Source organism: Sutcliffiella horikoshii (assembly GCF_019931755.1).
Taxonomy (GTDB): domain Bacteria; phylum Bacillota; class Bacilli; order Bacillales; family Bacillaceae_I; genus Sutcliffiella_A; species Sutcliffiella_A horikoshii_E.
In genome coordinates, this window is sequence record NZ_CP082918.1 from 1,830,054 (window position 1) to 1,856,510 (window position 26,457).

General features: G+C 41.5%; 25 protein-coding genes. 23 read left to right on the forward strand and 2 right to left on the reverse strand.

The annotated features are described in order from the left end of the window. Positions 1-111 precede the first annotated feature (111 nt). Positions 112-1,815 carry an Rqc2 family fibronectin-binding protein gene (locus tag K7887_RS09330; RefSeq protein WP_223493617.1) on the reverse strand — a complete coding sequence of 568 codons (1,704 nt, stop codon included), beginning with the start codon at positions 1,813-1,815 and terminating at the stop codon, positions 112-114. A gap of 158 nt (positions 1,816-1,973) precedes the next feature. On the opposite strand from K7887_RS09330, the gene K7887_RS09335 reads away from it, so the two are divergent. The 18 genes from K7887_RS09335 to spoVM all read left to right on the forward strand — a co-directional run bounded on the left by K7887_RS09335 (position 1,974) and on the right by spoVM (position 19,926). Continuing rightward, positions 1,974-4,661, forward strand: coding sequence for a calcium-translocating P-type ATPase, SERCA-type (locus K7887_RS09335; protein ID WP_223493283.1), 2,688 nt, complete (start codon positions 1,974-1,976; stop codon positions 4,659-4,661). A gap of 194 nt (positions 4,662-4,855) precedes the next feature. Beyond that, complete coding sequence (locus K7887_RS09340; RefSeq protein WP_223493284.1) at positions 4,856-5,731, forward strand: YicC/YloC family endoribonuclease; 876 nt, start codon at positions 4,856-4,858, stop codon at positions 5,729-5,731. A gap of 60 nt (positions 5,732-5,791) precedes the next feature. Beyond that, complete coding sequence (gene remA, locus K7887_RS09345; protein ID WP_010193107.1) at positions 5,792-6,055, forward strand: extracellular matrix/biofilm regulator RemA; 264 nt, start codon at positions 5,792-5,794, stop codon at positions 6,053-6,055. 15 nt (positions 6,056-6,070) lie between these two features. Then, positions 6,071-6,685, forward strand: a complete 615-nt coding sequence (gene gmk / locus K7887_RS09350) for a guanylate kinase (protein ID WP_223493285.1) — start codon at positions 6,071-6,073, stop codon at positions 6,683-6,685. 1 nt (position 6,686) lies between these two features. Further along, positions 6,687-6,920, forward strand: coding sequence for a DNA-directed RNA polymerase subunit omega (rpoZ, locus tag K7887_RS09355; RefSeq protein WP_010193109.1), 234 nt, complete (start codon positions 6,687-6,689; stop codon positions 6,918-6,920). Between the two features lie 111 nt (positions 6,921-7,031). Further along, on the forward strand, positions 7,032-8,237 hold the full coding sequence (gene coaBC / locus K7887_RS09360; protein WP_223493286.1) for a bifunctional phosphopantothenoylcysteine decarboxylase/phosphopantothenate--cysteine ligase CoaBC: 1,206 nt from the start codon (positions 7,032-7,034) through the stop codon (positions 8,235-8,237). Beyond that, entirely contained in the window at positions 8,234-10,645 is a 2,412-nt protein-coding gene (gene priA / locus K7887_RS09365) for a primosomal protein N' (RefSeq protein ID WP_223493287.1), read from the forward strand. Before coaBC ends, priA begins: the two co-directional genes overlap by 4 nt. Before the next feature lie 18 nt (positions 10,646-10,663). Further along, positions 10,664-11,143: a peptide deformylase gene (def, locus tag K7887_RS09370; protein WP_223493288.1), complete on the forward strand. Its 480-nt coding sequence runs from the start codon at positions 10,664-10,666 to the stop codon at positions 11,141-11,143. Between the two features lie 5 nt (positions 11,144-11,148). Next, a complete protein-coding gene (fmt, locus tag K7887_RS09375) occupies positions 11,149-12,096 on the forward strand; it encodes a methionyl-tRNA formyltransferase (RefSeq protein ID WP_223493289.1) in 948 nt (315 codons plus the stop codon). A gap of 1 nt (position 12,097) precedes the next feature. After that, positions 12,098-13,435: a 16S rRNA (cytosine(967)-C(5))-methyltransferase RsmB gene (gene rsmB, locus K7887_RS09380; RefSeq protein ID WP_223493290.1), complete on the forward strand. Its 1,338-nt coding sequence runs from the start codon at positions 12,098-12,100 to the stop codon at positions 13,433-13,435. Positions 13,436-13,438: 3 nt separating this feature from the next. Then, positions 13,439-14,530, forward strand: a complete 1,092-nt coding sequence (gene rlmN / locus K7887_RS09385; protein WP_223493291.1) for a dual-specificity RNA methyltransferase RlmN — start codon at positions 13,439-13,441, stop codon at positions 14,528-14,530. Positions 14,531-14,539: 9 nt separating this feature from the next. After that, a complete protein-coding gene (locus K7887_RS09390; protein WP_223493292.1) occupies positions 14,540-15,289 on the forward strand; it encodes a Stp1/IreP family PP2C-type Ser/Thr phosphatase in 750 nt (249 codons plus the stop codon). A gap of 5 nt (positions 15,290-15,294) precedes the next feature. Beyond that, positions 15,295-17,268, forward strand: coding sequence for a Stk1 family PASTA domain-containing Ser/Thr kinase (gene pknB / locus K7887_RS09395; RefSeq protein WP_223493293.1), 1,974 nt, complete (start codon positions 15,295-15,297; stop codon positions 17,266-17,268). A gap of 18 nt (positions 17,269-17,286) precedes the next feature. Beyond that, a complete protein-coding gene (rsgA, locus tag K7887_RS09400; RefSeq protein ID WP_223493294.1) occupies positions 17,287-18,165 on the forward strand; it encodes a ribosome small subunit-dependent GTPase A in 879 nt (292 codons plus the stop codon). 3 nt (positions 18,166-18,168) lie between these two features. Next, on the forward strand, positions 18,169-18,822 hold the full coding sequence (rpe, locus tag K7887_RS09405) for a ribulose-phosphate 3-epimerase (protein WP_223493295.1): 654 nt from the start codon (positions 18,169-18,171) through the stop codon (positions 18,820-18,822). 53 nt (positions 18,823-18,875) lie between these two features. Beyond that, positions 18,876-19,061, forward strand: coding sequence for a hypothetical protein (locus K7887_RS09410; RefSeq protein WP_223493296.1), 186 nt, complete (start codon positions 18,876-18,878; stop codon positions 19,059-19,061). A 56-nt stretch (positions 19,062-19,117) separates the two neighbouring features. Next, positions 19,118-19,774: a thiamine diphosphokinase gene (locus K7887_RS09415; protein ID WP_223493297.1), complete on the forward strand. Its 657-nt coding sequence runs from the start codon at positions 19,118-19,120 to the stop codon at positions 19,772-19,774. Positions 19,775-19,845: 71 nt separating this feature from the next. Beyond that, positions 19,846-19,926: a stage V sporulation protein SpoVM gene (gene spoVM / locus K7887_RS09420; RefSeq protein WP_060665857.1), complete on the forward strand. Its 81-nt coding sequence runs from the start codon at positions 19,846-19,848 to the stop codon at positions 19,924-19,926. Positions 19,927-20,066: 140 nt separating this feature from the next. Here the strand turns inward: spoVM and rpmB are convergent, their stop codons facing one another. Continuing rightward, positions 20,067-20,255 (reverse strand): 50S ribosomal protein L28, encoded by a 189-nt coding sequence (gene rpmB, locus K7887_RS09425; RefSeq protein WP_010193132.1) that lies wholly within the window; start codon positions 20,253-20,255, stop codon positions 20,067-20,069. 364 nt (positions 20,256-20,619) lie between these two features. Between rpmB and K7887_RS09430 the strand changes: the two genes are divergently transcribed. The 5 genes from K7887_RS09430 to recG all read left to right on the forward strand — a co-directional run bounded on the left by K7887_RS09430 (position 20,620) and on the right by recG (position 26,443). Further along, on the forward strand, positions 20,620-20,982 hold the full coding sequence (locus K7887_RS09430) for an Asp23/Gls24 family envelope stress response protein (RefSeq protein WP_010193134.1): 363 nt from the start codon (positions 20,620-20,622) through the stop codon (positions 20,980-20,982). Between the two features lie 16 nt (positions 20,983-20,998). Continuing rightward, a complete protein-coding gene (locus K7887_RS09435) occupies positions 20,999-22,675 on the forward strand; it encodes a DAK2 domain-containing protein (RefSeq protein WP_223493298.1) in 1,677 nt (558 codons plus the stop codon). 116 nt (positions 22,676-22,791) lie between these two features. Continuing rightward, entirely contained in the window at positions 22,792-23,454 is a 663-nt protein-coding gene (sdaAB, locus tag K7887_RS09440) for an L-serine ammonia-lyase, iron-sulfur-dependent subunit beta (protein WP_223493299.1), read from the forward strand. A gap of 60 nt (positions 23,455-23,514) precedes the next feature. Continuing rightward, the gene (gene sdaAA / locus K7887_RS09445; RefSeq protein WP_148986544.1) at positions 23,515-24,402 is read left to right on the forward strand and encodes an L-serine ammonia-lyase, iron-sulfur-dependent, subunit alpha; all 888 of its coding nucleotides are present in this window, start codon (positions 23,515-23,517) and stop codon (positions 24,400-24,402) included. Next, entirely contained in the window at positions 24,395-26,443 is a 2,049-nt protein-coding gene (gene recG, locus K7887_RS09450) for an ATP-dependent DNA helicase RecG (protein WP_223493300.1), read from the forward strand. The genes sdaAA and recG overlap by 8 nt, the downstream gene beginning before the upstream one ends. Positions 26,444-26,457: the final 14 nt, after the last annotated feature.

Sequence of the window (26,457 nt, forward strand, 5' to 3'; positions counted from 1 at the left end):
TTTATGAGGAAGCAAATAATTACCCTTGTTTTTGTAAAAATAAACCTAAATTGTGATTATATTTAAACAATTCGATATAAAAGCACCCGCTAACCAAGCAGGTGCTTTCGTTTATTTCCTCAAGCCAATAATCAGTTCCTCATCAGGTGTCACATAAACGGTCTGTTGTTGTTCGTAAATGACAAAACCTGGTTTGGAGCCGGATGGTTTTTTTACATGTCTTACTTTGGTGAAGTCAACCGGTACGGAACCTGAATGGCGAGCTTTACTGAAATAGGCCGCAATGGTAGCTGCTTCTTTGATTGTCTCTTCAGATGGCTCAACACTTCTAATGACAACATGAGAACCTGGGATGTCTTTTGTATGAAGCCATACGTCGTCCCTGCGTGCAACACGGTTGGTCAGGTGATCATTTTGTTTGTTGTTTTTTCCGACTAGAATCTCGGTGCCGTCACTTGCTTGGTAGGTTTCAAGAACAGGCTTTTGAGGTTTCACTTTTTTACGCTTTTGCTTCATCCGCAAATAGCCTTCTTCCATCAGTTCCTCTCGGATTTCTTGGATATCTTTTGGAGAAGCGGTTTCTACCTGTTGGTTCAGCATCTCAAAATATTGAATTTCCGCTTTTGCTTTTTCAATTTGTTCCTGAACGATAGCCAGCGAGTTTTTAGCTTTTTGATATTTGTTAAAGTAACGCTGTGCATTACTAGATGGAGAACGCTGCGGATCAAGTGCGATAGTGATGGTTCCGGCGTTCTCATCGTAATAATTCACCACGGTTACTTCTGTGTCTCCTCTTGATATCTGATAGAGGTTGGCGGTCAGAAGTTCGCCGTATAATTGGAATTTTTCTGCGTCTCGTGCATCATCTAAAGTTTTTTCTAGTTTTATAATCTTCTTTTCATTTTTTTGTATTTCATTAGTGATAAATCGCTCCAGGTCATTTGCTTGCTGTTTGACTCTGTCTCTTGATGCTTTACCGAAGTAGAAGCGATCAAGGGTTTCGCTCAGTGTGGAGAAAGATTTGCTTTCTCCATTAATGTGTTGCAAATCAAGTAAGTAGAAGACCTCTTTGTTTCCATCCGTAATGATTTGGGGGGAGAGATCTCCGGCTTTTATTTTTTCAACTAAGTCTATGAAGCTTTTTGGCAGGCTGTCCCTATTGGCAAGGCCGGCACGATGAACAGCTTCTTTTGCAAATAAGGGGGAAATACCTGCAAAAGTATTTACTAACTGTTTATCAAGTCTTCCACCGATATAATCGAGTTTCCTTTGTACCGTTTCTTCGGTAGCTTCTAGTGGATTAAGTTTATCCTGTGCGGGAGGAAGCACATAAGTCTGTCCCGGTGTCAGGCTGCGATGTCGGTTTTGAGCCATCGGGACATGTTTGATGCTATCAAGAATCATCTGTTTTTCTTTATCCACAAAGATGATATTGGAGTGGCGTCCCATAATTTCTACTATAAGCTGCTTATAGGAAACATCCCCGATTTCATTCCGTGCTTTCACATCAAAAACGATGATTCGGTCCATATCAATTTGGTGGATCTGTGTAATGATACTGCCCTCTAAATGCTTTCTAAGAAGCATGCAAAACATCGGCGGCTCCGATGGGTTTTCATAGGATTCCTCTGTCAGGTGCATTCTTGCATAGCTTGGATGCGCACTGATCAGGAGTTTATGGTTGGTTCTTCCTGAACGGATGGTTAGAATAAGCTCGTTTTTATAAGGCTGATAAATCTTTGTGATTCTCCCGCTTTCTAGCTTATCCTTCAACTCTGCTGTCATTGCGTATGTAAAAATACCGTCAAAACTCATATATGTAAACTTCCCTTCTTGTTCCAAAACTAAATATTTCTCTTTCATCATTATATCTTAACAATCTCGATAACACCCAAAAAGTATATCATTTTTTTGGACGAGTCCGAATAGACTTTCTTAGATAGATTTTGTGCAAAGGTTGTGAGGTGGAACAGATGAAATGGCATGAAATGAGAGCAGAAGAAGTCGAAGAACAGATCAATTCTGATTTTGAAGCGGGTTTGAGTGAAACAGAAGCAAAAAATCGTCTGTTGCAGTACGGGACGAATGAACTTCAGGAGGCGGAGAGACCGAACGCCTTTTTAGTGTTTTTAGAGCAGTTCAAAGATTTTATGGTGGTGGTGTTGCTTGCTGCAACATTGATATCCGGTTTGCTTGGGGAATACATCGATGCTGTTGCCATTATTGCCATTGTGATCATCAATGCATTTTTAGGTTTTTTTCAGGAGCGAAAAGCAGAAAAGTCCTTACAGGCATTAAAAGAACTCTCGGCACCACAAGTAACGGTGCTTAGAGAAAAAGAATGGCGGAAAGTGGCCTCTAAGGAAATCGTAGTAGGGGATATTATCAAATTTGGCAGTGGAGACCGTATCGGGGCGGATCTTCGAATTGTACAGGCCAGTTCACTAGAAATAGAAGAGTCTGCTTTGACAGGGGAATCCGTTCCAGCTGTGAAAAGTGATAGACCTGTTCATGGCTCGGATATTTCCATTGGTGATCAGGAAAACATGGCCTTTATGGGGACGCTTGTGACTCGTGGTACAGGAGTGGGTGTCGTAGTTGCAACTGGTATGAATACCGCAATGGGACAAATTGCCGACCTGCTACAGACTGCAGAGACAACCATCACCCCGCTGCAGAGAAAATTGGAGCAGCTTGGGAAGATTCTGATTACCGTTGCTTTGATACTGACAATGCTAGTGGTCTTGGTTGGAGTCCTGCAAGGCCACAGTCTTTATGAAATGTTTTTAGCGGGTGTGTCTTTGGCTGTTGCAGCCATTCCAGAAGGTTTGCCGGCTATTGTGACCGTTGCACTTTCGCTTGGAGTTCAGCGAATGATCAAAAAGAAATCCATTGTCAGAAAGCTTCCTGCAGTAGAAACGCTAGGGTGTGCTTCTGTTATTTGTTCCGACAAGACGGGGACGCTGACACAAAACAAAATGACCGTTACACATGTTTGGTCTGGAGGTTCCACCTGGAATGTAACCGGTAATGGCTATGAACCTAAAGGGGAATTTCTGACAGATGGAGCAAATAGCGCAAGTAAGAATAAACCACTTCACCAACTGCTGACATTTGGTCTTCTATGTAACCACGCCAACATCATCCAGAAAAAAAACCAATACATCCTTGATGGGGATCCGACAGAAGGGGCACTGGCTGTTGCAGCCATGAAGGCGGGATTTACTCGTGAAGGTTTACTGAATGAGTTTCAAATTGTAAAAGAGTATCCGTTTGACTCGGAGAGAAAGATGATGAGTGTGGTAGTGAAAGATAAGCAAGGAAAGCTTTTTGTCATCACGAAAGGTGCTCCGGATGTCATCACGAATGTGAGTGACTCTTTATTATGGGAAGGAAAGCGGGAGCTGTTTTCTTCCAAATATGAAGAGATTGTAGCAGGCATGGTCCATAAACTGGCATCGCAGGCTTTAAGGAATATCGCGGTGGCTTTTAAACCGATCTCGAATTTTCATGATGGCATGCAGGAGAATGAGATAGAAAAAGAACTTGTCTTTATCGGAATTCAAGGGATGATTGATCCGCCAAGACCGGAAGTAAAACAGGCGGTCCGTGAATGTAAAGAAGCAGGGATCAGGACAGTGATGATCACAGGGGATCACATTGTCACGGCCAAAGCGATAGCAGCGGAAATCGGCATCCTTCCAATGGGAGGAAAGGTGCTTGAAGGAAAAACGCTTCAAAAGATGAGCCAGGAAGATCTAGAAGACATGGTGGATGACGTGTATGTGTTTGCAAGAGTATCTCCGCAGCACAAACTTTCCATTGTAAAAGCACTGCAGAAAAAAGGCCATATTGTCGCCATGACAGGAGACGGAGTGAATGATGCCCCTGCGATTAAAGCTTCTGACATCGGTATTGCGATGGGTATTACCGGAACAGATGTTGCGAAGGAAGCAAGTTCACTTGTTCTATTGGACGACAATTTCGCCACCATTAAATCTGCCATTAAAGAAGGCCGGAATATATACGAGAACATAAGGAAATTCATCCGATATCTATTGGCTTCAAATGTGGGAGAAATCCTTGTGATGCTGTTCGCGATGTTATTAGCCTTGCCGCTGCCGCTTGTCCCGATCCAGATCTTGTGGGTAAACCTAGTAACAGACGGTTTGCCTGCTATGGCGCTTGGTCTTGATCAGGCGGAAGGGGATGTCATGAAGCGTAAGCCGAGGCATCCAAAGGAAGGCGTGTTTGCTAGAGGACTTTGGTGGAAAATTGTCTCTCGCGGTTTCCTCATTGGAATTGCCACCTTGCTTGCATTCATCATTGTATACAAACAACACCCGGACAATCTTATTTATGCGCAAACAGTAGCATTTGCAACACTTGTCATGGCTCAGCTTATACATGTGTTTGATTGCCGAAGTGACCGATCGATTTTCCATCGTAATCCGTTTCAAAACATGTACCTTGTCGGAGCAGTTATCTCAAGTATCATTTTGATGCTGATTGTAATCTATTATCCACCATTACAAGGAATTTTCCATACAGTGGCACTTGCACCGAAAGAGTGGTTATTGATTATGGGAATGGCATCTTTACCAACCTTTTTGTTGGTGGGTACCCTTTTCACGGGAAAAGCAAAAAAGAATATGGTATAATTTATTAAAGGTAGTAGAGGTGTACTCTATTGCCTTTTCTTCTTTTCCTGCCATCAATGAAGCTGCCTCTTAAATTTCTGTAAAAATAGCTTTCAAATTAGGGGAAACAATGCTAATATAGTGGTTGCTTAGCATCAAGAATGGCCAGTTTTCCGGCTCTTTTTTCTATACTTAAGAACGGAAGTGAGTATAATATGGTGAAAAGTATGACAGGCTTTGGCCGGGCAGAAGCAAAACAAGGTTCCTATCAGATTCTTGTCGAGATGAAATCTGTCAACCATCGCTTTTGTGAGATTAATATCCGGATGCCTAAGCAGTTCCTAGCAATGGAAGAGAAAATGAAAAAAGTCGTTAACTCTTTTTTGCAAAGAGGAAGAATAGAAATGTTCATTACGATTGAGGGCCAAGACATACATGATAAGCATTTGAATGTGGATTGGGAGCTTCTTTCGGCATACATAGATTCTATACATAAGGTGAAAGATAGATACCAAATTTCCGGTTCCATTGAGATTAATGATATACTTAAACTAGAAAATGTGTTTACAATCACGGAAACACAAACAGGGATGGAAGCAATAGAAGAATTGTTGCTAGAACAAGTCCATTCAGCGTCTAAGCAATTGGTTGCCATGCGAACGGCTGAAGGCGATCAGCTGAAAAAGGATATTATCACCCATCTAACCTTTATCGAAACTATGTCGGAGCAACTTTCAAAACTCGGTCCGACCGTTGTGGAAGCGTATAGGTTGCGTTTGGAGAAAAAACTGAAGGAATATTTAGGTTCCCAGATTGATGAACAACGTATACTGGCAGAAGCCGCTATTTTTGCTGATAAGGCTGACATTAATGAAGAGTTAAAAAGAATTAACAGCCACCTTGGTCAATTCAACCAATCCTTGCAATCTACAGATCCTGTAGGCAGGAAGCTTGATTTTCTCGTTCAGGAATTGAACAGGGAAGTGAATACCATCGGATCCAAGGCTAACGACGCAAATATCGCAAATCTGGTAGTAGAGATGAAAGCTTGCCTGGAAAAAATTAAAGAACAGGTGCAAAACATTGAATAATCGTTGATTACTAACCTGTGAACACGGTTAGAATAGAGTTTGTAACTAGAGGTGGGAACCATGAGCATAAAGTTGATTAATATTGGTTTTGGTAATATCGTATCAGCAAATCGTATCATATCTATTGTTAGTCCTGAATCTGCTCCGATCAAACGGATCATCCAAGATGCAAGGGATCAGGGTATGTTAATAGATGCAACTTATGGAAGACGTACAAGAGCAGTACTAATAATGGATAGCGATCATGTTATCTTATCGGCGGTGCAACCTGAAACAGTGGCACAGCGCTTGGTAAATAAAGATGATATGTCTGATGAAGGGTAGGTATTTTTAAATATAATGAGAGATAGAGGATTATTGATTGTCCTTTCCGGGCCTTCTGGTGTTGGAAAAGGGACAGTAAGAAAAGCGTTATTTTCAAAAGAAGATGTCAGTTTGCATTATTCCATTTCCATGACGACACGTAACCCGCGTGAGGGGGAAGTGGACGGAACGGATTACTTCTTCAAGTCCAGAGAAGTATTTGAACAGTTAATTGAAGAAGATAAATTTATCGAATGGGCAGAGTATGTTGGGAATTACTACGGTACTCCTGTTGACTATGTAGAACAATGTTTATCAGAAGGAAAAGATGTCTTCCTTGAAATTGAAGTACAAGGTGCCATTCAAGTTAAAAGCAAATTCCCTGAAGGTGTGTTCATCTTCTTGATGCCGCCAAGCCTTTCTGAACTTAAGAACCGAATCACAACAAGAGGAACAGAGACGGAAGACTTAATCAACAACCGCATGACAGTTGCCAAAGAAGAAATCGAAATGATGGACGCTTATGATTATGTGGTGGAAAATGATCAAGTGGACCTTGCTTGCGACAGAATTAAAGCGATTGTACAGGCGGAACATTGTAAACGTACAAGATTGCGTGAAAAATATAAGCAAATGCTGGAGGCTGAATAATATGCTATACCCATCTATCGATTCACTAATGCAAAAATTGGATTCAAAATATACACTTGTAACCGTGTCTGCACGACGCGCTCGTGAACTACAACAAGTAAACGACCAAATGATCGAAAAAACGGTTTCCTACAAATTTGTTGGAAAAGCCCTTGAAGAGATTGATGCAGGCTTATTATCTGCCAAGACAATCAAAACTGCTGAAAGAAGCGAAGGCATCCTAAATCACAAGTAAAGATAACAACCTAGAAATAGGTTGTTATTTTTTTAATGAGGCAAGTGCCTCAAGGTTAGGGAGAATTAACGGGGTAAAGTGGATTTTCAAGTACATGACGGGGGTTGTGAAATGAAAAATAAAAAAATCCTATTATGTGTCACAGGCGGAATAGCTGTATATAAAGCGGTCGCTTTAACAAGTAAGCTAATCCAGCAAGGTGCCGAAGTGAAGGTAATCATGAGCCAGTCTGCCTGCAAATTTGTTACACCATTGTCTTTTCAAGCTTTATCAAGAAATGAAGTGTTTACTGATACATTCGAAGAAAAGAACCCTGCCGTTATTTCTCATATTGATCTTGCAGACTGGGCAGATGTGGTGCTGGTTGCACCGGCAACCGCAAATGTAATTGGAAAGCTTGCGAACGGGTTGGCGGATGATATGATCACGACAACTTTATTGGCAAGTACGGCCCCGGTATGGATCGCACCTGCTATGAATGTACATATGTATGACCATCCTGCGGTAAAACAAAATATGGAGAGGCTTGTTTCTTACGGATATCGTTTCATCGAACCTGGAGAAGGTTTTTTGGCATGTGGCTATGTAGGAAAAGGTAGATTAGAAGAACCTGAAACGATCGTGGAAGGACTCAGACGATTTTTCCAGAAGCAAGATGAGACGACGCTAAAGGGGAAATCGGTACTTGTAACCGCAGGACCTACTGTTGAAAAAGTGGATCCGGTACGTTTTTTCACCAACCGTTCAACAGGCAAGATGGGGTATGCCATTGCTGAAGCGGCCGCTAACTTAGGTGCGGATGTTATTTTGGTATCAGGCCCGACAAATCTTCCTGATCCACCGAAAGTACAAACAATTCGAGTGGAATCTGCTGAAGAAATGTTTCATGCAGTTATTAAACACTATGAAAAAACAGATGTTGTCATTAAATCAGCTGCCGTTGCCGACTACCGTCCTAAATTTGTGTCAGATATGAAGATGAAAAAGCAGGACGGAGACAGTGTTTTGGAGCTAGAGCGGACAAAGGACATCCTTGAGACTCTAGGAGAAAGAAAAGAGCATCAGGTGCTCGTTGGATTTGCAGCCGAAACGAATAATGTGGAAGAATACGCCAAAGGTAAGCTGACAAAGAAAAATCTAGATTACGTTGTTGCAAACAACGTGACAGTTTCGGGAGCGGGATTTGGCACGGATACGAACCTGGTAACCATCTATAAAAAAGATGGTACAAGCATTTCTCTTCCGATGATGTCAAAACAAGATGTGGCCAATGCACTTCTAGAGGAAGTCGCAACAGCTCTTGAGGGAAAACAATGACCTATTATGCTAGTGTGATCGTTGATGTTCCAGCCAAACAAACGGACAGAGCTTTTGATTATGAGATTCCGGCAAAATGGCATGGATTCATACAACCCGGTATGAGGGTGAATGTACCTTTTGGCCCTAGGCAGATTCAAGGGTTTGTAGTGGATGTGAAAGACAATACCACCGTACCAAAGACACGTCCTATTACTTCACTGATTGATATCCAGCCAATCCTTACACAAGAGCTTATGCAACTGGCAGATTGGCTTAGAGATCATACGCTGTGTTTTACCATTTCTGCCTACCAAGCAATGTTACCGGCTGCTTTAAAGGCGAAATATGAAAAATGGCTAATTGCCAGAGACTTTGTGGGGGTCCCTTTAGAACTACAACCTTTCTTTCATGCATCAAACCGCGTCAAGTTTGAAGAGATGGCAGGGACAAGTCACTTTAAAACAATCAAACATCTAATAGAAGAGGACGTACTGGAAGTTTATTATGAAGTAAAAGATAAACTTTCCAAGAAAACGAGAAAAGTAATTGAGTTACAGGGGTCTAAAGAGGCCCTATTAGAAGCAAAAGAGAAAATTTCTGCTCGTGCTGCTGCACAACATAAACTGTTGGACTTTTTTTTGGAAACCAATAATGAAAAGATGGATAAAAAAACATTGTTAGAAGAATTGCAGATTGGGACTAGCGCAATTGGGGCTTTAGTCAAACTGGGGATCTTAAAAGAAAGTGATGAAGAAATATATCGGGATCCATATGAAAACAGGGAATTTGAAAAGTCTCAAGCTCTTTCATTAACCTACCAGCAACAAGAAGCCATCATTCCCATTCTAAATTCGATTGAACAACATACGCATGAAGCGTATGTAATGTTCGGGGTAACAGGTAGCGGGAAGACGGAAGTGTATATGCAGGCAGTAGATGCAGTTCTAAAGCAAGGAAAAGAAGCGATTGTCCTTGTTCCGGAGATTGCCTTGACTCCACAAATGGTCAACCGCTTTAAGTCTAGGTTTGGTTCAGATGTGGCTGTTATGCATAGCGGTCTTGGAATGGGAGAGAAATACGATGAATGGAGAAAGATACACCGAAAAGAAGTCAAGGTTGTAGTAGGCGCCAGATCCGCTATCTTTGCTCCTTTTGAGAACGTAGGTATTATCATCATTGATGAGGAACATGAAACAAGCTATAAACAAGAGGACACCCCGCGTTATCATGCCCGCGATATTGCTTTAGAAAGGGGCAGATATCACCAATGCCCTGTTGTTCTTGGCAGTGCCACCCCCACACTTGAAACCTTCGCCCGAGCATCCAAAGGGGTGTATAAGCTACTGACGATGGACAAAAGAATGAGTGAACAAGGAATGCCGGCAGTGGAAATTGTCGACATGAGAGAAGAATTGCGAGAAGGCAACAGGTCCATGTTTTCGAGAAGTCTTCTTGAAAAGCTCCAAGACAGACTGGAAAGAGGCGAACAATCTGTTTTATTTTTGAATAAAAGGGGTTATTCTTCTTTTGTAATGTGTCGAGACTGTGGATATGTGGTGGAATGTCCTCACTGTGACATTTCATTAACCTACCATCGAAGCAGCAACCAAATGAAATGTCATTATTGCGGATACGAGGAACCTGTCCGCTCAACTTGTCCATCCTGTGAAAGTGAACATTTTCGTTTCTTTGGCACAGGCACCCAAAAGGTCGAGGAAGAATTGACAAAGCTACTTCCACACGCAAGGGTCATAAGGATGGATGTTGATACGACGAGCAGGAAGGGGTCCCATGAGAAACTTCTGCAACAATTTGGGGACAGGAAAGCAGATATTCTGCTTGGCACGCAGATGATTGCCAAGGGCCTTGATTTTCCGTATGTGACGCTTGTCGGGGTATTGACGGCGGATACGATGCTTAATGTTCCAGATTTCCGCTCTTCCGAAAAGACCTTCCAGCTACTCACACAAGTAAGTGGAAGGGCAGGCAGGCATGAATTAGCCGGTGAAGTGGTGGTTCAGACATACAGCCCGGAACATTACAGTGTGGAGCTTGCCGGGACGCATAATTACCTGGAATTCTACCAAAAAGAAATGCAAATAAGAAAGCTGCATCAATATCCGCCATTTTACTTTCTGGCGCTTGTTACCGTGACACATCAGGAATTAACCAAAGTGGTCACCGTCACAGAAAAAATTACCCATTTCTTAAACATGCAATTATCAGATGAGGCTGTTATACTTGGACCGGTTGCTTCTCCTATAGCGAGAATAAAAGACCGCTACAGATATCAATGCATCATTAAATATAAACGAGAACCAAACTTGCACGCAGCACTGAAAACCGTAATAGAAAAATACCAAACACAAATGGATCAAGAGAAATTAGCTGTTCATATTGATCTAAATCCTTATATGCTTATGTAATTGATGGAGGAATTAAGATTGACTATTTTAGATATAGTGAAGTACCCAGCCCCGGTGCTGGAGCAAAACTGCGAGGCGGTTACCCTTTTTGATAAAAGGCTAGTTCGACTCCTGAACAATATGTATGATACGATGCTCGAAGCAGACGGGGTCGGACTTGCAGCACCGCAGGTTGGAATAGCAAAAAGAATCGCTATTGTAGATATTGATGATAAACACGGAAAGATAGAACTGATCAACCCTGAAATTGTGGAAGAAGAAGGAGAGCAGGTCGGACCTGAAGGCTGTTTAAGCTTTCCTGACTTGTATGGAGAAGTAAAGCGCTCCGATTATGTGAAGGTACGCGCTCAAAACCGTAAAGGGAAATGGTATGAGCTGGAGGCGCGAGGATTTCTTGCCCGTGCTATCCAACATGAGATCGACCATTTAAACGGTGTATTGTTCACATCTAAAGTGTTAAGATATTTTGAACCAGACGAGTTGGAAGTAGAAGGGTGATAGAGATGAAGAAGAAAATTGTATTTATGGGGACACCGGATTTTGCTGTACCTGTTTTGCAACAAATTATCCAAGATGGATATGAAGTAATCGCAGTGGTAACCCAGCCTGACCGTCCAAAAGGCAGAAAAAAAGTGTTAACCCCGCCACCTGTTAAAGTAGAGGCGGAAAAACACCAAATCCCTGTTTACCAACCGGAAAAGATTAAAGAAGCGGCAGAGTATGAGAAAATTATTTCGTTAAAGCCGGATTTGATCGTAACTGCAGCATTTGGGCAAATTTTACCTAAACCATTGCTTGATGCACCGAAATTCGGCTGTATCAATGTCCATGCTTCCTTGCTTCCAAAGTTGCGAGGCGGCGCACCAATTCACTACTCCATCATACAGGGGCATGAGAAAACCGGTGTAACCATTATGTATATGGTAGAAAAATTGGATGCCGGTGATATGTTAACACAGGTAGAAGTGAAAATTGAAGAGTGTGACCATGTCGGTACCTTGCATGATAAATTAAGTGTTGCCGGATCTAAGCTGCTCTCTGAAACCCTTCCGCAACTTTTTGATGAAAAGCTGCAAGCAGAAGTCCAAAACCATGAAGAAGCAACATTTGCATCCAACATCAAGCGCGAACAGGAGAAGATTGACTGGACGATGGATGGAGAGCAAATCTATAACCATATTCGCGGTTTGCATCCATGGCCTGTTGCATATACAACCATGGAAGGGCAAGTGATGAAAGTTTGGTGGGGAGAGAAAACCCAAACTGATAAAGATGCTGTACCTGGGACCATCATTGGGATGGCGGATGATGGCTTCATCGTCAAAACAGGCAATTCAACAGGGATTAAAATAACAGATTTGCAGCTGGCTGGTAAGAAGAGAATGACTGGAACGCAATATTTAAACGGCGCAGGAGCTTCTTTATCAGAAGGCACAAAGCTAGGAGACTAAAATGAAAAATGTAAGAGAACTTGCTTTAGAGGCATTGTTAAATGTGGAAAAAAAGCAAGCCTACAGTAACTTATTGTTAAACAACTACCTGGATTCAGGTAAGTTATCCAAAAAAGATGCCGGACTATTTACAGAAATCGTTTACGGTACCATACAACGAACCATCACCCTGGACTATTACTTGGCTTCTTATATAGAAAAACAAAAAAAGCTGCAGGATTGGGTAAAAGTCTTGTTAAAGATGACTTTGTATCAAATGTTGTATTTAGACAAGGTTCCTGCACGTGCAGCTATTTTTGAAGCGGTAGAAATTGCCAAGAAAAGAGGGCACAAAGGTGTTGCATCTGTTGTCAATGGCGTGTTAAGGTCCATACAGCGTAATGGTGTGCCTGACCTTGAAAAGATGGAGAATGATGTCGAGCGCATTTCCATTTCTACTAGCCATCCAAAGTGGTTGGTGGAAAAATGGATCGAACAATACGGCGTGCATGATACGGAAAGAATGTGTGAAATGAACCTTGTTCCTCCACATCAATCAGCCAGAGCAAATACAGCCAAGGCGGAAGTGGAAGAAGTCTTGCAAATGCTCACCACACAAGGGTTTAGTGTGGAAAAAGGGGATCTTGCAGAAGAAAGCATTGTCTCTTTAAAAGGAAATATGGCCTACTCCAATGCATATAAAAATGGCTATATGACTATACAGGACGAGAGTTCCATGCTTGTAGCGCGAACACTTGGGGTAGAGAAAGACGACTACGTCTACGATTGTTGTGCAGCTCCTGGAGGGAAAACAACACATATTGCCGAATTATTAAAGGGAAGTGGTAAAGTCATTTCAACAGACCTCCACGAGCACAAGGTAAAACTCATTAAAGATCAAGCAGAGCGCCTTCAGCTTTCCAACATTGAAGCACAGGCACTCGACAGCAGAAAGGCGCAAGAAATTTTCAAGCAGGAACAATTTGATAAAATCCTGGTAGACGCACCATGCTCAGGTTTTGGCGTTATCCGCAGGAAGCCAGATCTGAAATATACGAAGTCCATGCAGGACATCAAGCAATTAGCTTCCATTCAATTGGCTATACTAAAGGAAGTGGCACCTCTTGTAAAAAAAGGTGGAACTTTGGTATATAGTACATGTACAATTGATAAAGAAGAAAATGCTGATGTAGTACAAGCATTTCTAGAAGCAAACAAAGAGTTCGAAATAGATTTCAACATTAAAGAATTACTGCCAGAAAAGGTAAACAGCTATGTTAAAGAAGGTATGCTCCAACTATTGCCTCACTATTTTGGTACGGATGGATTTTTTATTGTTAGACTAAAAAGGCAGGTGTAAAAGATGGAACATAATACAAAAGAACAACTCAAACAAGAAGAAGCAACGCGTAAACCGTCCATCTATTCTCTACAATTGCATGAATTGGAAGAATGGTTACTAAGTATCGGAGAGAAAAAATTCAGAACGACACAGATCTTTGAATGGCTCTATCAAAAGCGTGTGACATCCTTTGAAGAAATGTCCAATCTCTCTAAAAGCTTAAGAGATAAGCTAGAAGAAACATATGCACTTACGACATTAAAGACAATTGTTCAACAAACATCTTCTGATGGAACGATGAAATTCCTCTTTGAACTGCATGATGGATATTCCATTGAGACGGTTCTAATGAAGCATGAATATGGAAATTCTGTTTGTGTAACAACACAAGTAGGGTGCCGAATCGGTTGTACATTCTGTGCTTCTACTCTTGGAGGGTTAAAACGTAACCTCGAAGCAGGAGAAATAGTTGCCCAAGTGGTGAAGGTTCAACAGGCTCTTGATGAAATGGATGAACGTGTCAGCCACGTGGTTATCATGGGGATTGGGGAACCATTCGATAACTTCGATGAAATGCTCGACTTCTTGAAAATTATCAACCATGACAAAGCGCTGAATATCGGTGCACGTCATATCACTGTTTCTACAAGTGGAATCATCCCTAAGATTTATAAATTTGCAGATGAAAATCTGCAAATTAACTTTGCCGTTTCCCTGCATGCACCAAACACAGAAATTCGTTCAAGACTGATGCCTATTAATAGAGCATATAAACTTCCTGAACTAATGGAATCGATCCGTTATTACATTAATAAAACGGGACGTCGAGTGAGTTTTGAGTATGGCTTGTTCGGTGGGGTTAATGACCAGGTAGAACATGCTGAGGAATTGGCACAGCTGCTTAAAGGCATGAAATGTCACGTGAATTTAATTCCGGTCAATTACGTCCCAGAGCGTGACTATGTAAGAACGCCAAAAGAACAAATTAATTTGTTTGAAAAAACGTTGAAAAATCTTGGTGTCAATGTAACAGTTCGTCGTGAGCAAGGCCACGACATCGATGCTGCATGCGGACAGCTGCGTGCGAAGGAGCGGAAAGAAGAGACGAGGTGACAATGGTTAATGGTCTTTTTAACAGATAGAGGGAGAGTTCGTTCACATAATGAAGACAATGGGGGAATTTTTGTTAATAAAGACGGCACAAAGCTTGCAGTGGTTTGTGACGGAATGGGGGGCCATCAAGCAGGTGAAGTGGCAAGCGAAAGAGCAGTAAGCCACATAAAGGAAGTGTGGGAAGAGACAACCAGCATCTCTTCCCCTGAACCTGCTGAAATCTGGTTGAAGACGTTCATTCTTCAAGCAAATCAAACACTTTTTGACCATGCAAATTCTCATGAGGAATGCAATGGGATGGGTACTACGATAGTTGCTGCCATTATTGGCGATAGTTTTGTAACCGTTGCACATGTTGGTGACAGCAGGATTTATCTTGTTTCAGAGGAAAGTGCCAAGCAATTAACAGAAGATCATACATTTGTTAATGAACTTGTTAAAACTGGGCAGATATCAAAGGAAGATGCAGAGCATCATCCTAGAAAAAATGTTATACTACAGGCTTTAGGGACAGAAAAAACAGTGAAAATAGATATAAAAACCATTACATATGATGACCCAGGATATATTCTCCTTTGTTCAGACGGCTTGAGTGATAAAGTGAAAGACCGGGAGCTAGTTGAGGTTTTAAACAACGGGAACCATGCTTTGTCTGAAAAAGCAGAGGAATTAATAAGACGCGCCAACCATTACGGTGGGGAAGATAATATCACGGTTGCCATCTTGGAATTATCTGTCTCCGAAGCTGGGAGTGGGTGAAATAGGTGTTAATAGGTAAAAGATTAAATGATCGCTACAAAATTATGGAAGTCATTGGTGGCGGTGGAATGGCGAATGTTTACCTTGCCCATGACATGATTTTGGATCGTGATGTAGCAGTAAAAGTATTACGGTTAGATTTTGCAAATGATGAAGAATTTATTCGCCGCTTTAGAAGAGAGGCGCAATCTGCAACAAGCTTGGACCATCCGAATATAGTAAGCATTTATGATATCGGGGAAGAAGATGATATTTATTATATCGTGATGGAGCATGTATCAGGAAAAACATTAAAACAGTACATTCAACAATATGCACCTGTGGAACAATACAATGCAGTGGAGATCATGAACCAGCTGACATCAGCTATTTCTCATGCCCATGAAAACGGTATAATCCACCGGGATATAAAACCGCAAAATATATTGATTGATGATTACGGTACCGTGAAAGTGACGGATTTCGGCATTGCCATGGCCTTGAGTTCTACAACGATCACTCAAACCAATTCCCTTTTAGGTTCTGTTCATTATTTATCGCCTGAACAGGCCAGAGGAAGTTTGGCCACGAAGAAATCAGATGTCTATGCACTTGGTATTGTTATGTTTGAATTGTTAACCGGGAGATTGCCGTTTTCAGGGGAGTCTGCTGTTTCCATTGCTTTAAAGCATTTACAATCACAAACGCCATCTCCAAAGCGTTGGAATCCTACTTTACCTCAAAGTATGGAGAATGTTGTTTTAAAAGCGATGGCAAAGGATCCGTTACACCGGTATGCCTCTGTAGATGAAATGCAGACAGATGTCATGACGGCGCTTGAACCAAGCCGTATGAATGAACCTAAATTTTATATACCTGATGACGATGAAGAGGCAACAAAGGCAATTCCAATTATAAAGGGCAGCTTAAACAATCTTACCAATGAAGATGAGACTAGAATTCGCCCGCCAGAAAATAAACCTGTCAGTGAAAAGGTAGAGCAAGCACCTCCACCTAAAAAGAAGAAAAAGAAAAAGTGGGTTGTCGCGTTGTTAATCCTATTGTTCCTGCTTGTTGGAGGAGGCGTAGCTGCTTTTACAATTTTACCATCCATGCTTCTTCCTAAGGATGTAACGGTTCCGGATGTAACCGGTAAGGAATATGACGACGCAGTCAAAGAACTGATAGATTTAGGTTTTGTATTGGAAGAACCAAAAGAGGAACCTAGTGATGAGATAGAAGAGGGAAGAGTGACGAGAACTTTCCCTGAAGCAGGAGAAGTAGTAAAAGAAGGCAAAGCAATTACCATTTTCCAGAGCTTAGGCAAAGAAAAAGTCGAAATATCTGATTACTCAGGACTTCCTGTCAATGAAGCAATTAATAGGATACAAGCAGCCAACTATGACGACCATGATATTGAAGAAATTCACTCTGATGATGTCCCGGAAGGTGAGGTCATAAGACAAGAACCTGAACCTGGGGAAAGTGTTGTTCCGGAAGAAACAGTAGTAAAACTTATTGTATCTTTGGGTCCAAGTCCTATTGTACTGGATGATTATCAAGGATCATCCATTGAGTTTGCTCAACGAAATCTTGCTAACTTAGGATTAGAACCAGAAGTTACGAGAGAGTATAATGATTCTGTTTCTGAGGGGAATATTATTAAACAGGAGCCTGCACCGGATTCTCAAGTGAAAAAAGGTGATACCATTCAACTTATCGTTTCAGATGGGCCACAGCCCGGAGATAAGACAGTGGATATTCCATTAGAAGTAAAATATGATCCTGAAGAAGAAGGCGCAGAGCAGACAGTTGAATTATATTTAGAAGACCTTAATAACACCATGGAAGGTGAACCAAAGGAAACCTTCATTATTACAGAGGACTTAATCACCAGTTTCACGGTAACAATCGCTTATAAGCAACAGGCCAAATACAAAATTGTTGTAGATGGGAAAGAAGTAGAAACTAAAACCATCAACTATGATGATATCGAGTAATTATTAAGGAGTGAGTGTATGCCAGAAGGCAAGATTGTCAAAGCATTGAGTGGCTTTTACTATGTTTTGACAGCGGATGGCGAAATTACCCAATGCAGAGGAAGAGGGGTTTTCCGTAAAAATAAGATAACACCTCTTGTTGGGGACTCCGTTGTATTTCAAGCGGAAAACGACCAAGAAGGTTACATTATGGAGGTATTTCCTCGCAAAAACGAGCTTGTAAGGCCGCCAATAGCTAACATTGATCAAGCAATACTTGTGTTTTCTGCGATGGAGCCTGAATTCAGTACTGTCCTTTTGGATCGGTTCCTTGTCCTGATTGAATCCAAAGGAGTTAGTCCATTGATATGTATCTCTAAGATGGACCTTCTTGATGAAGACGCAAAACTGATCAAGTTTGCCGATTATTATCGTTCAATAGGGTACGAAGTGCTGCTGACTTCCACGATGGAACCGGAGCAGCTTAAAGAAATACTGCCATACTTGAAGGATAAGACATCGGTAATTGCGGGACAATCAGGAGTTGGAAAATCATCTCTTTTAAACGTGTTACGCCCTGAATTAGAACTGAAAACAGATAACATTTCCTCCCATTTAGGACGAGGAAAGCACACAACAAGGCATGTGGAGTTAATGGAAATCAACCACGGTTTTGTTGCGGACACACCAGGTTTTAGTTCATTAGAGTTCCTTGAAATGGAAGCGGAAGACGTAAAAGAATGTTTTCCTGAATTCGTAGAAAAAAGCCATGACTGTAAGTATCGTGGATGTACTCACTTGAAAGAACCAAAATGTGCGGTAAAAGAAGCAGTTGAAAACGAAGAAATTGCTTCCTACCGTTATAAACACTATGTTTCTTTTGTAGAAGAAATAAAAGACAGAAAGCCGAGGTACTAAAATATGATAAAAATCGCCCCTTCCATTCTAAGTGCGGATTTTGCTAACTTAGGAAAAGACATTCTAGATGTGGAACAAGGAGGAGCAGACTATATTCATATTGATGTCATGGATGGACATTTTGTGCCCAACATCACCATTGGACCATTAATCGTGGAAGCGGTTCGCCCCATCACAAAATTGCCCTTAGATGTGCATTTGATGATTGAAAACCCTGATGCCTATATTGCGGATTTTGCAAAAGCGGGTGCCGATATCATTTCTGTTCACGTGGAAGCATGTCGTCATCTTCACCGCACCATCCAGCATATTAAATCGCAAGGTGTAAAAGCTGGGGTAGTTATCAATCCTGCAACACCTGTTGAGAGCATCATCCCTATTTTGAATGATGTGGACTTGGTGCTGTTGATGACAGTCAACCCTGGATTTGGAGGACAGGCATTCATCCAAGATGTATTGCCGAAAATCAAGCAGTTGGCTTCCTTGGTGAAAGAAAGAGGATTGTCCATTGATATTGAGGTGGATGGTGGAGTGAATCCTGAGACAGCTAAACTATGTGTAGAAGCAGGTGCAAACGTATTGGTTGCCGGATCTGCCATCTACAACAAAGAAGATCGCAAACAGGCAATCTCCTCCATCAGAAGCAACTTGTCATAATTTTGCTTTTGTGCGGAAAGCTATTGGTAAATGGTGAGGGAGGGATTTCTGAGATGAATATTTCAAAGGATGACCAGGCAATACTTGAACAAGCGTTGCATTCCGCATTGGCCAACAGCACCGACTATAGCGAAATTGACATGTATGAACAGCTGCTAAAGAAATTTTCTGCAGTGGAAGTGGAAAATAAACTACTGGACGGATTCCGTTTTGACTATGACGACTCCTCCAGCACGTAAAAAGTCTTCGTACAGAAGGCTTTTTTACGTTAAAAAAGATTAAGGGGAGAGGTAAATTGATTATACATATTGTTGCAGGTGGACCGACAGAGCGTATCCCCAATCTGCATGATTGGCAAGCAGAAGATGTGATTTGGGTGGGTGTGGATAGAGGGGTTGCTTACCTATTACAACAAAATATAAAACCATTTAAAGCATTCGGGGACTTTGATTCCATTACAAACCAAGAGCTTCATGACATAAAAGCACAACTTCCTCATGCAGAAGTCTTTCCCAGCGAAAAAGACGAGACAGATACAGAACTCGCAGTAAACTGGGCGCTTGAACAAAATCCAGCACTCATCAGAATTTTTGGAGGAACGGGTGGAAGGCTGGATCACTTTTTAGGGAATATACAGCTTCTTTTAAAAGGGCTTGAAAAAGGGGCATTAATTGAGATACACGATATTCAAAATCAACTTTTGGCCCATAGGGAAGGTACATACTCTATCAATAAAGATGAGGCTTTGCCATTTATCTCATTTATGCCCATCACGCCTGATGTAAAAGGCATCACGCTTAAGGGATTTAAATATCCTTTAGAAAAAAAGCATATTCGCTTCGGAGACACACTATGTATTAGTAATGAACTTGAAGTGGAAAGTGGTACTTTTTCATTTGATGAAGGCATATTAATGGTGATAAGGAGCCGTGATTATCATCCATTATCTTAAGACGGTCCCAGCGATCCGCTAATTTGCAACCTGATTTAATAAAAAGGTAAAAGTTCGGAGGAGGGAATGTAATGAAATTTTATACAATCAAACTACCTAGGTTCTTGGGGGGAATAATCCGGGCTATGCTTGGGTCGTTTAAAAAGGAGTAAGGCACCTCGAAAGGGTGCTTTTTTTATAAATGCAAAATAATATACAATAACATCATTATGTAAACCATTATATATAACCAAAGTAAAAAGCGACAGGGATCTTCTCCCTGTCGCTTCTTTATGTGCGCAAAATTAATTAATTAAACGCGCTCAACTTTACCTGATTTTAAAGCTCTTGCAGAAACGTATACACGCTTTGGCTTACCATCTACTAAGATGCGAACTTTTTGAAGGTTTGCACCCCAAGTACGACGAGTAGAGTTCATTGCGTGAGAACGTGCGTTTCCAGAACCAGTCTTTTTGCCTGTAATTACACATTTACGTGCCATGTTCAATTCCCTCCTAACTACAAAGAAACATCATTCAATATTTTCATTAGTAATAAGAAAGTACCTTCTTATTATTGCGAGAAGAACCATACATAAGGTCTACGTCCAAAGAAGTACCCTTCTGCATCGTTTTTCTTTACCAAAATAATCTCTTGAAAATACTTATATAATTTAACATACTACCCCACACTTTGCAATAGTTCTAAGGAAAGCTTTCAAGAAAAAAACCTTGACATACATGTTTTTAGCATTCAGTATAATAATAGTATTATTAGAATAGTACCCGCCTGCTTTTAAATTGAACGTTTTTATAGTAAAATAGCGTGTAGACAAGGTGAAAAATCCAATTGAAGGGGGAACCTTTATGTCCATCGAACTAAAAACATCCTATGGTCAAATAGATATTTCTAACGATGTAGTTGCTACTATCGCTGGTGGAGCTGCAGTTGATTGTTACGGAATAGTAGGCATGGCCTCTAAAAGCCAATTGAAAGATGGGTTATCCGAAATACTTAGAAAAGAGAATTTCACAAAAGGTGTCATCGTGCGCCAAGAAGAAGATCAGTTACATATCGATATGTACATCATCGTAAGCTACGGGACAAAGATTTCCGAAGTGGCTCACAACGTACAAACGAAAGTGAAATATACCTTGAATCAAATGCTCGGTCTTTCCGTTGATTCTTTAAATATTTATGTACAGGGAGTTCGAGTTACGAACCCGTAATAAGGAGGAAATTTTAGTGTCAGTAAAAGTTCTAAATGGGAAACGTTTTGCACAAATGGTTATCCAAGGTGCAAATCATTTATCAAACAACGCCAAAACAGTAGATGCGTTGAACGTTTTTCCGGTTCCGGATGGAGATACGGGAACAAATATGAATCTTTCCATTACCTCAGGAGCAAAAGAAGTAAAAGGTAATGTTTCTGAGCATATCGGAAAGGTTGGTTCTGCTCTGGCTAAAGGCCTACTTATGGGTGCAAGAGGTAACTCAGGGGTTATTTTATCCCAATTATTCCGAGGATTCTCTAAGCATATTGAAGCTAAAGAAACAATTACAAGCAAAGACTTTGCACAAGCTTTGGAAGCAGGAGTTCAAACAGCTTACAAGGCTGTTATGAAACCTGTGGAAGGAACCATTCTTACTGTAGCGAAAGATGCTGCTAAGAAGGCTGTTGCTGTTGCGAAAAACGAAGAAGACATCATTGTATTGATGGAAGAAACGTTAAAAGAAGCAAATGCTTCCCTTAAACGCACACCGGACCTTCTTCCTGTGTTAAAAGAAGTAGGAGTAGTGGACAGCGGCGGACAAGGTTTAGTTTATATTTATGAAGGATTCCTTGCAGAGCTTAAAGGGCAAAGAATTGAGGACATCGTTCCTACTACAACCATGAACGAACTTGTAAACGCAGAACACCATAAAAGTGTTCACTCTGCAATAAATACAGAAGATATCGAGTTTGGCTACTGTACAGAGTTCATGGTTAAGTTTGAAGAGGAAAAAGTAAAAACTAGTCCTTTTACAGAAGAAAACTTCCGTAACGACCTGTCCGAATATGGGGATTCTCTTTTAGTTATTGCTGATGAGGAACTCGTTAAAGTTCATATTCATGCTGAACAACCTGGCGATGTGTTGACTTATGCTCAAAAATACGGAAGCCTGATTAACATGAAGATTGAAAATATGAGAGAACAGCACAGTAACCTTCTTTTTGAAGAAGATGCTTATCCTGCGCCAAAACCTGAAGTGAATAAAAAGCGCGAGAAATTTGGGATCATCACTGTAGCAATGGGTGAAGGGATTGCCGAGCTATTCAAGAGTATCGGTGCAAAAGCTGTCATTGAAGGCGGTCAGACGATGAACCCGAGTACAGAGGATATCCTAAAAGCAATCGATGAAGTGAACGCTGACAACGTAATCATCTTGCCAAATAACAGCAACATTATCATGGCTGCTAAACAGGCTGCAGAAGTTGCGGAGCAAAATGTAGCGGTTGTTGAAAGTAAAACAGTTCCTCAAGGGATGGCAGCAATTCTTGCCTTCAACCCGACAGGAGAGCTTGCTGACAACGAAGCGACAATGAAAGAAGCTCTAGGTTCTGTGAAAACAGGACAAATCACATTTGCTGTCAGAGATACAAACATCGATGGAGTGGAAATCCAAAAAGATGATTTCATGGGAATAGCTGACGGTAAAATCGTCCTTACTAACAAAGACAAAAAATCAGCTGCAAAGGAACTTCTTACATCCATGATGGACGAAGACTCCGAAATCCTTACTGTCATCTACGGTGAAGATGTATCAGAAGAAGATGTAGAGGAACTTGTCAGCGATTTAGAAGAATCCTATCCTGACGTGGAAGTAGAGGTCCATAACGGAAAACAGCCACTATATTCCTTTATCTTTTCGATCGAGTAGGCTAATATAATATTTGAAAACAAAAGAAGGGGTAACACCCTTCTTTTGTATGTGAACAAATAAGAAAAAGTTTCTGGGGTATGTAACAGTAAACCGACACAGGGGAGTGGGCAGGCATGAAATATAAAAGTGTATTTGATATTATTGGCCCCATCATGATAGGACCATCAAGTTCCCATACAGCTGGAGCCGCTAGAATTGGGCGTGTGGCAAGAAGCCTATTCGGCAGGCAGCCAAAGTGGGCGAACATTTCGTTTTACGGTTCTTTTGCTAAAACATATAAAGGACACGGTACAGATGTAGCGGTTGTCGGGGGGTTACTAGATTTTGATACTTATGATGAAAGAATCAAAACCTCCCTTCAAATTGCAGATTCTTTAGGAGTTGCCATTTCATTTCATGAAGAAGATGCCATAACAGACCACCCGAATACCGCAAAAGTGGTGATCGGTGATGACGATGGTGAATTAGAGCTTGTCGGCATTTCGATAGGCGGAGGAAAAATTGAAATTACTGAACTGAATGGGTTTGTTTTAAAACTTTCAGGAAATCATCCGGCATTGCTTGTCGTGCATGATGACCGTTACGGTGCGATAGCGGGAGTTGCTAATGTATTAGCGAAGTTTGCCATAAACATCGGCCATATGGAAGTTTCCCGCAAGGAAAAAGGACAAAAAGCCTTAATGACCATTGAAGTAGATCAGAATATCGATGATGCGGTGATTCAGGAACTAACAGCACTGCCTAACATCACGCAAGTTACAAAAATTGTGGACTAACTTTTGGAATAATAATGATAGCGCTTTCATCTGATGTATAGCTCTTAAGGGGGAAAAATCATGTTTCGTAATGTTGCAGAACTGATTGAGATAGCACAAAGCAGTAACAAGAAAATTTCAGAGATAATGATTGAACAGGAAATGGAATTTACGGGCAGGACCCGTGAGGAAATTTTCGAACAGATGGACAAAAACCTTACCATCATGGAACAGGCTGTAGAGAGAGGGCTTGAAGGTGTAAGATCTGTTTCTGGGTTGACGGGCGGCGATGCGGTGCTTCTTCAAAAGTATATTGAAAAAGGGAACTTCCTTACAGGTAAGAATATTTTAGATGCAGTAAGTAAAGCGGTTGCGACAAATGAAGTAAATGCTGCCATGGGTACAATTTGCGCCACTCCGACAGCTGGTTCTGCCGGGGTAGTTCCAGGAACGCTTTTTGCCGTAAAAAATGTGCTTAACCCAACGAGAGAAGAAATGATCAACTTTTTATTCACGTCAGGTGCTTTCGGGTTTGTTGTTGCCAATAATGCCTCTATCTCCGGTGCTGCTGGTGGATGTCAGGCTGAGGTTGGTTCTGCTTCCGGGATGGCAGCAGCTGCTATTGTGGAAATGGCTGGCGGAACTCCAGATCAATGTGCACAAGCAATGGCCATTACGCTTAAAAACATGTTAGGATTAGTATGTGACCCTGTTGCAGGACTTGTGGAAGTACCATGCGTGAAGCGTAATGCAATGGGTGCAGCAAATGCAATGGTCGCAGCAGACATGGCACTTGCAGGGATTACTAGCACGATCCCGTGTGATGAAGTAATTGACGCAATGTACAAGATTGGACAGACGATGCCTACTGCACTTAAAGAAACTGCACAAGGAGGGTTGGCGGCAACACCAACTGGTCGTGAATTAGAAGCGAAAATATTTGGTGTTCCCTTACAAAAAGGTGACTAATTTATCTGAAACCACAGTAACAACCTTAAAGGGCATTGGGGAAGAAACCGCAAACTCCCTTCATGCAATGGGAATTTTCTCAGTAGAAGATCTGCTGATGCATTTCCCGTACAGATATGAAGATTATCGGCTTAGAGATATATCAGAAGTAAAACATGAAGAGAAAATAACGGTAGAAGGGAAGGTTCATGGAGAGCCTTCTCTTATGTATTTTGGCAAAAAGAAATCAAGACTTACTTTCCGTTTTTTTGTTGGACGGTTTTTAGTCAAGGCCGTTTGTTTCAACCGGCCATATTACAAAAACAAACTTTCCATCAACGATACCATCACCATTACTGGAAAATGGGATCAGCATCGTCAAACGATCACTGTCATGGAGATTCACTTTGGTCCATTCATGAAAGAAAGTGAAGTGGAACCTGTATATTCGGTTAAGGGGAATATCACCGTTAAGCAGATGCGTAAGTTTATTGGAAACGCGCTGCAAACATATGGAACCGAGTTGGAAAGTGCACTTCCTGTCTCTCTTTTACAAAAATACAAGCTGCCTTCAAAAGGTGATTCAGTAAGAGCGCTACATAACCCAGTCAATCAAGAAACGTTGAAACATGCTAGGCGCTATTTTGTGTACGAGGAATTTTTACTTTTTCAGCTAAAGATCCAGGCTTTAAGAAAATATAAGCGTGAGCAAACAGAAGGAATCGTGCATGAATTTTCTAAAAGTAAGCTGGAACAATTCATCTCCACACTTCCATTTCCACTGACAGGTGCACAAAACAGGGTGTTGGGAGAAATCTTAGGTGATATGACATCACCATACCGGATGAATCGCTTGTTGCAAGGGGATGTAGGTTCAGGTAAAACGGTGGTGGCGGCAATATCTTTATATGGTGCACATCTTTCTGGCTACCAGGGAGCATTAATGGTGCCAACAGAAATACTTGCTGAACAACATGCCCAATCGTTAACAAGCCTGTTTAGTGAAACGTCGGTCAACATTGAATTGTTAACAAGTTCGGTAAAAGGCAAGCGACGCAGGGAGCTCTTGGAAAGATTGGTTAATGGTGAAATCGATATTCTTGTCGGTACACATGCTTTAATACAAGAAGAAGTGAACTTCAAAAGACTCGGCCTTGTCATAACAGATGAGCAGCATCGTTTTGGAGTCGAACAACGAAGGGTCCTCCGTGAAAAAGGATCAAATCCAGATGTACTGTTTATGACGGCGACGCCAATTCCGAGGACGCTAGCCATTACAGCTTTTGGGGAGATGGATGTTTCCGTTATCGATGAAATGCCAGCCGGTCGAAAAGCAATAGAGACCTATTGGGCCAAACATCAAATGATTGACAGGGTATTGGGGTTTGTCGAAAAGGAACTTCAAAAAGGCAGGCAAGCATATGTTATCTGCCCGCTTATAGAAGAATCGGAAAAGCTAGACGTGCAAAATGCGATAGATGTACATGATATGCTTACGCATTACTACCGCGGGAATTGGAAAATTGGGTTAATGCATGGCAGATTGAGTTCGGATGAAAAAGAAAAAGTCATGGAAGCGTTCAGCGAAAATGAAGTGCAGCTCCTTGTTTCCACAACCGTTGTAGAAGTCGGGGTGAATGTCCCAAATGCAACCATGATGGTGATCTATGACGCAGAGCGCTTTGGCCTTTCGCAACTCCATCAACTTCGAGGCCGTGTGGGACGTGGGAGTGAACAATCCTACTGTATACTACTTGCAGATCCCAAATCGGAAGTCGGAAATGAGCGGATGAAAATCATGACAGAAACGAACGACGGTTTTGTGCTTTCAGAAAAGGACCTGGAACTGCGGGGCCCTGGTGATTTCTTTGGCAGAAAACAAAGCGGTGTACCGGAATTTAAAGTTGCTGACATGGTCCATGATTACAGAGCCCTCGAGGTAGCGAGGCAGGATGCTCATGATCTTCTCTATTCAGATAGTTTTTGGGTGGACGAGGAATATAAAGGGTTAAGAGAAATGATCGAAAACTCAGGGATTTTAGACGGTGACAAGTTAGATTAGTAGAGGCAGTGTGA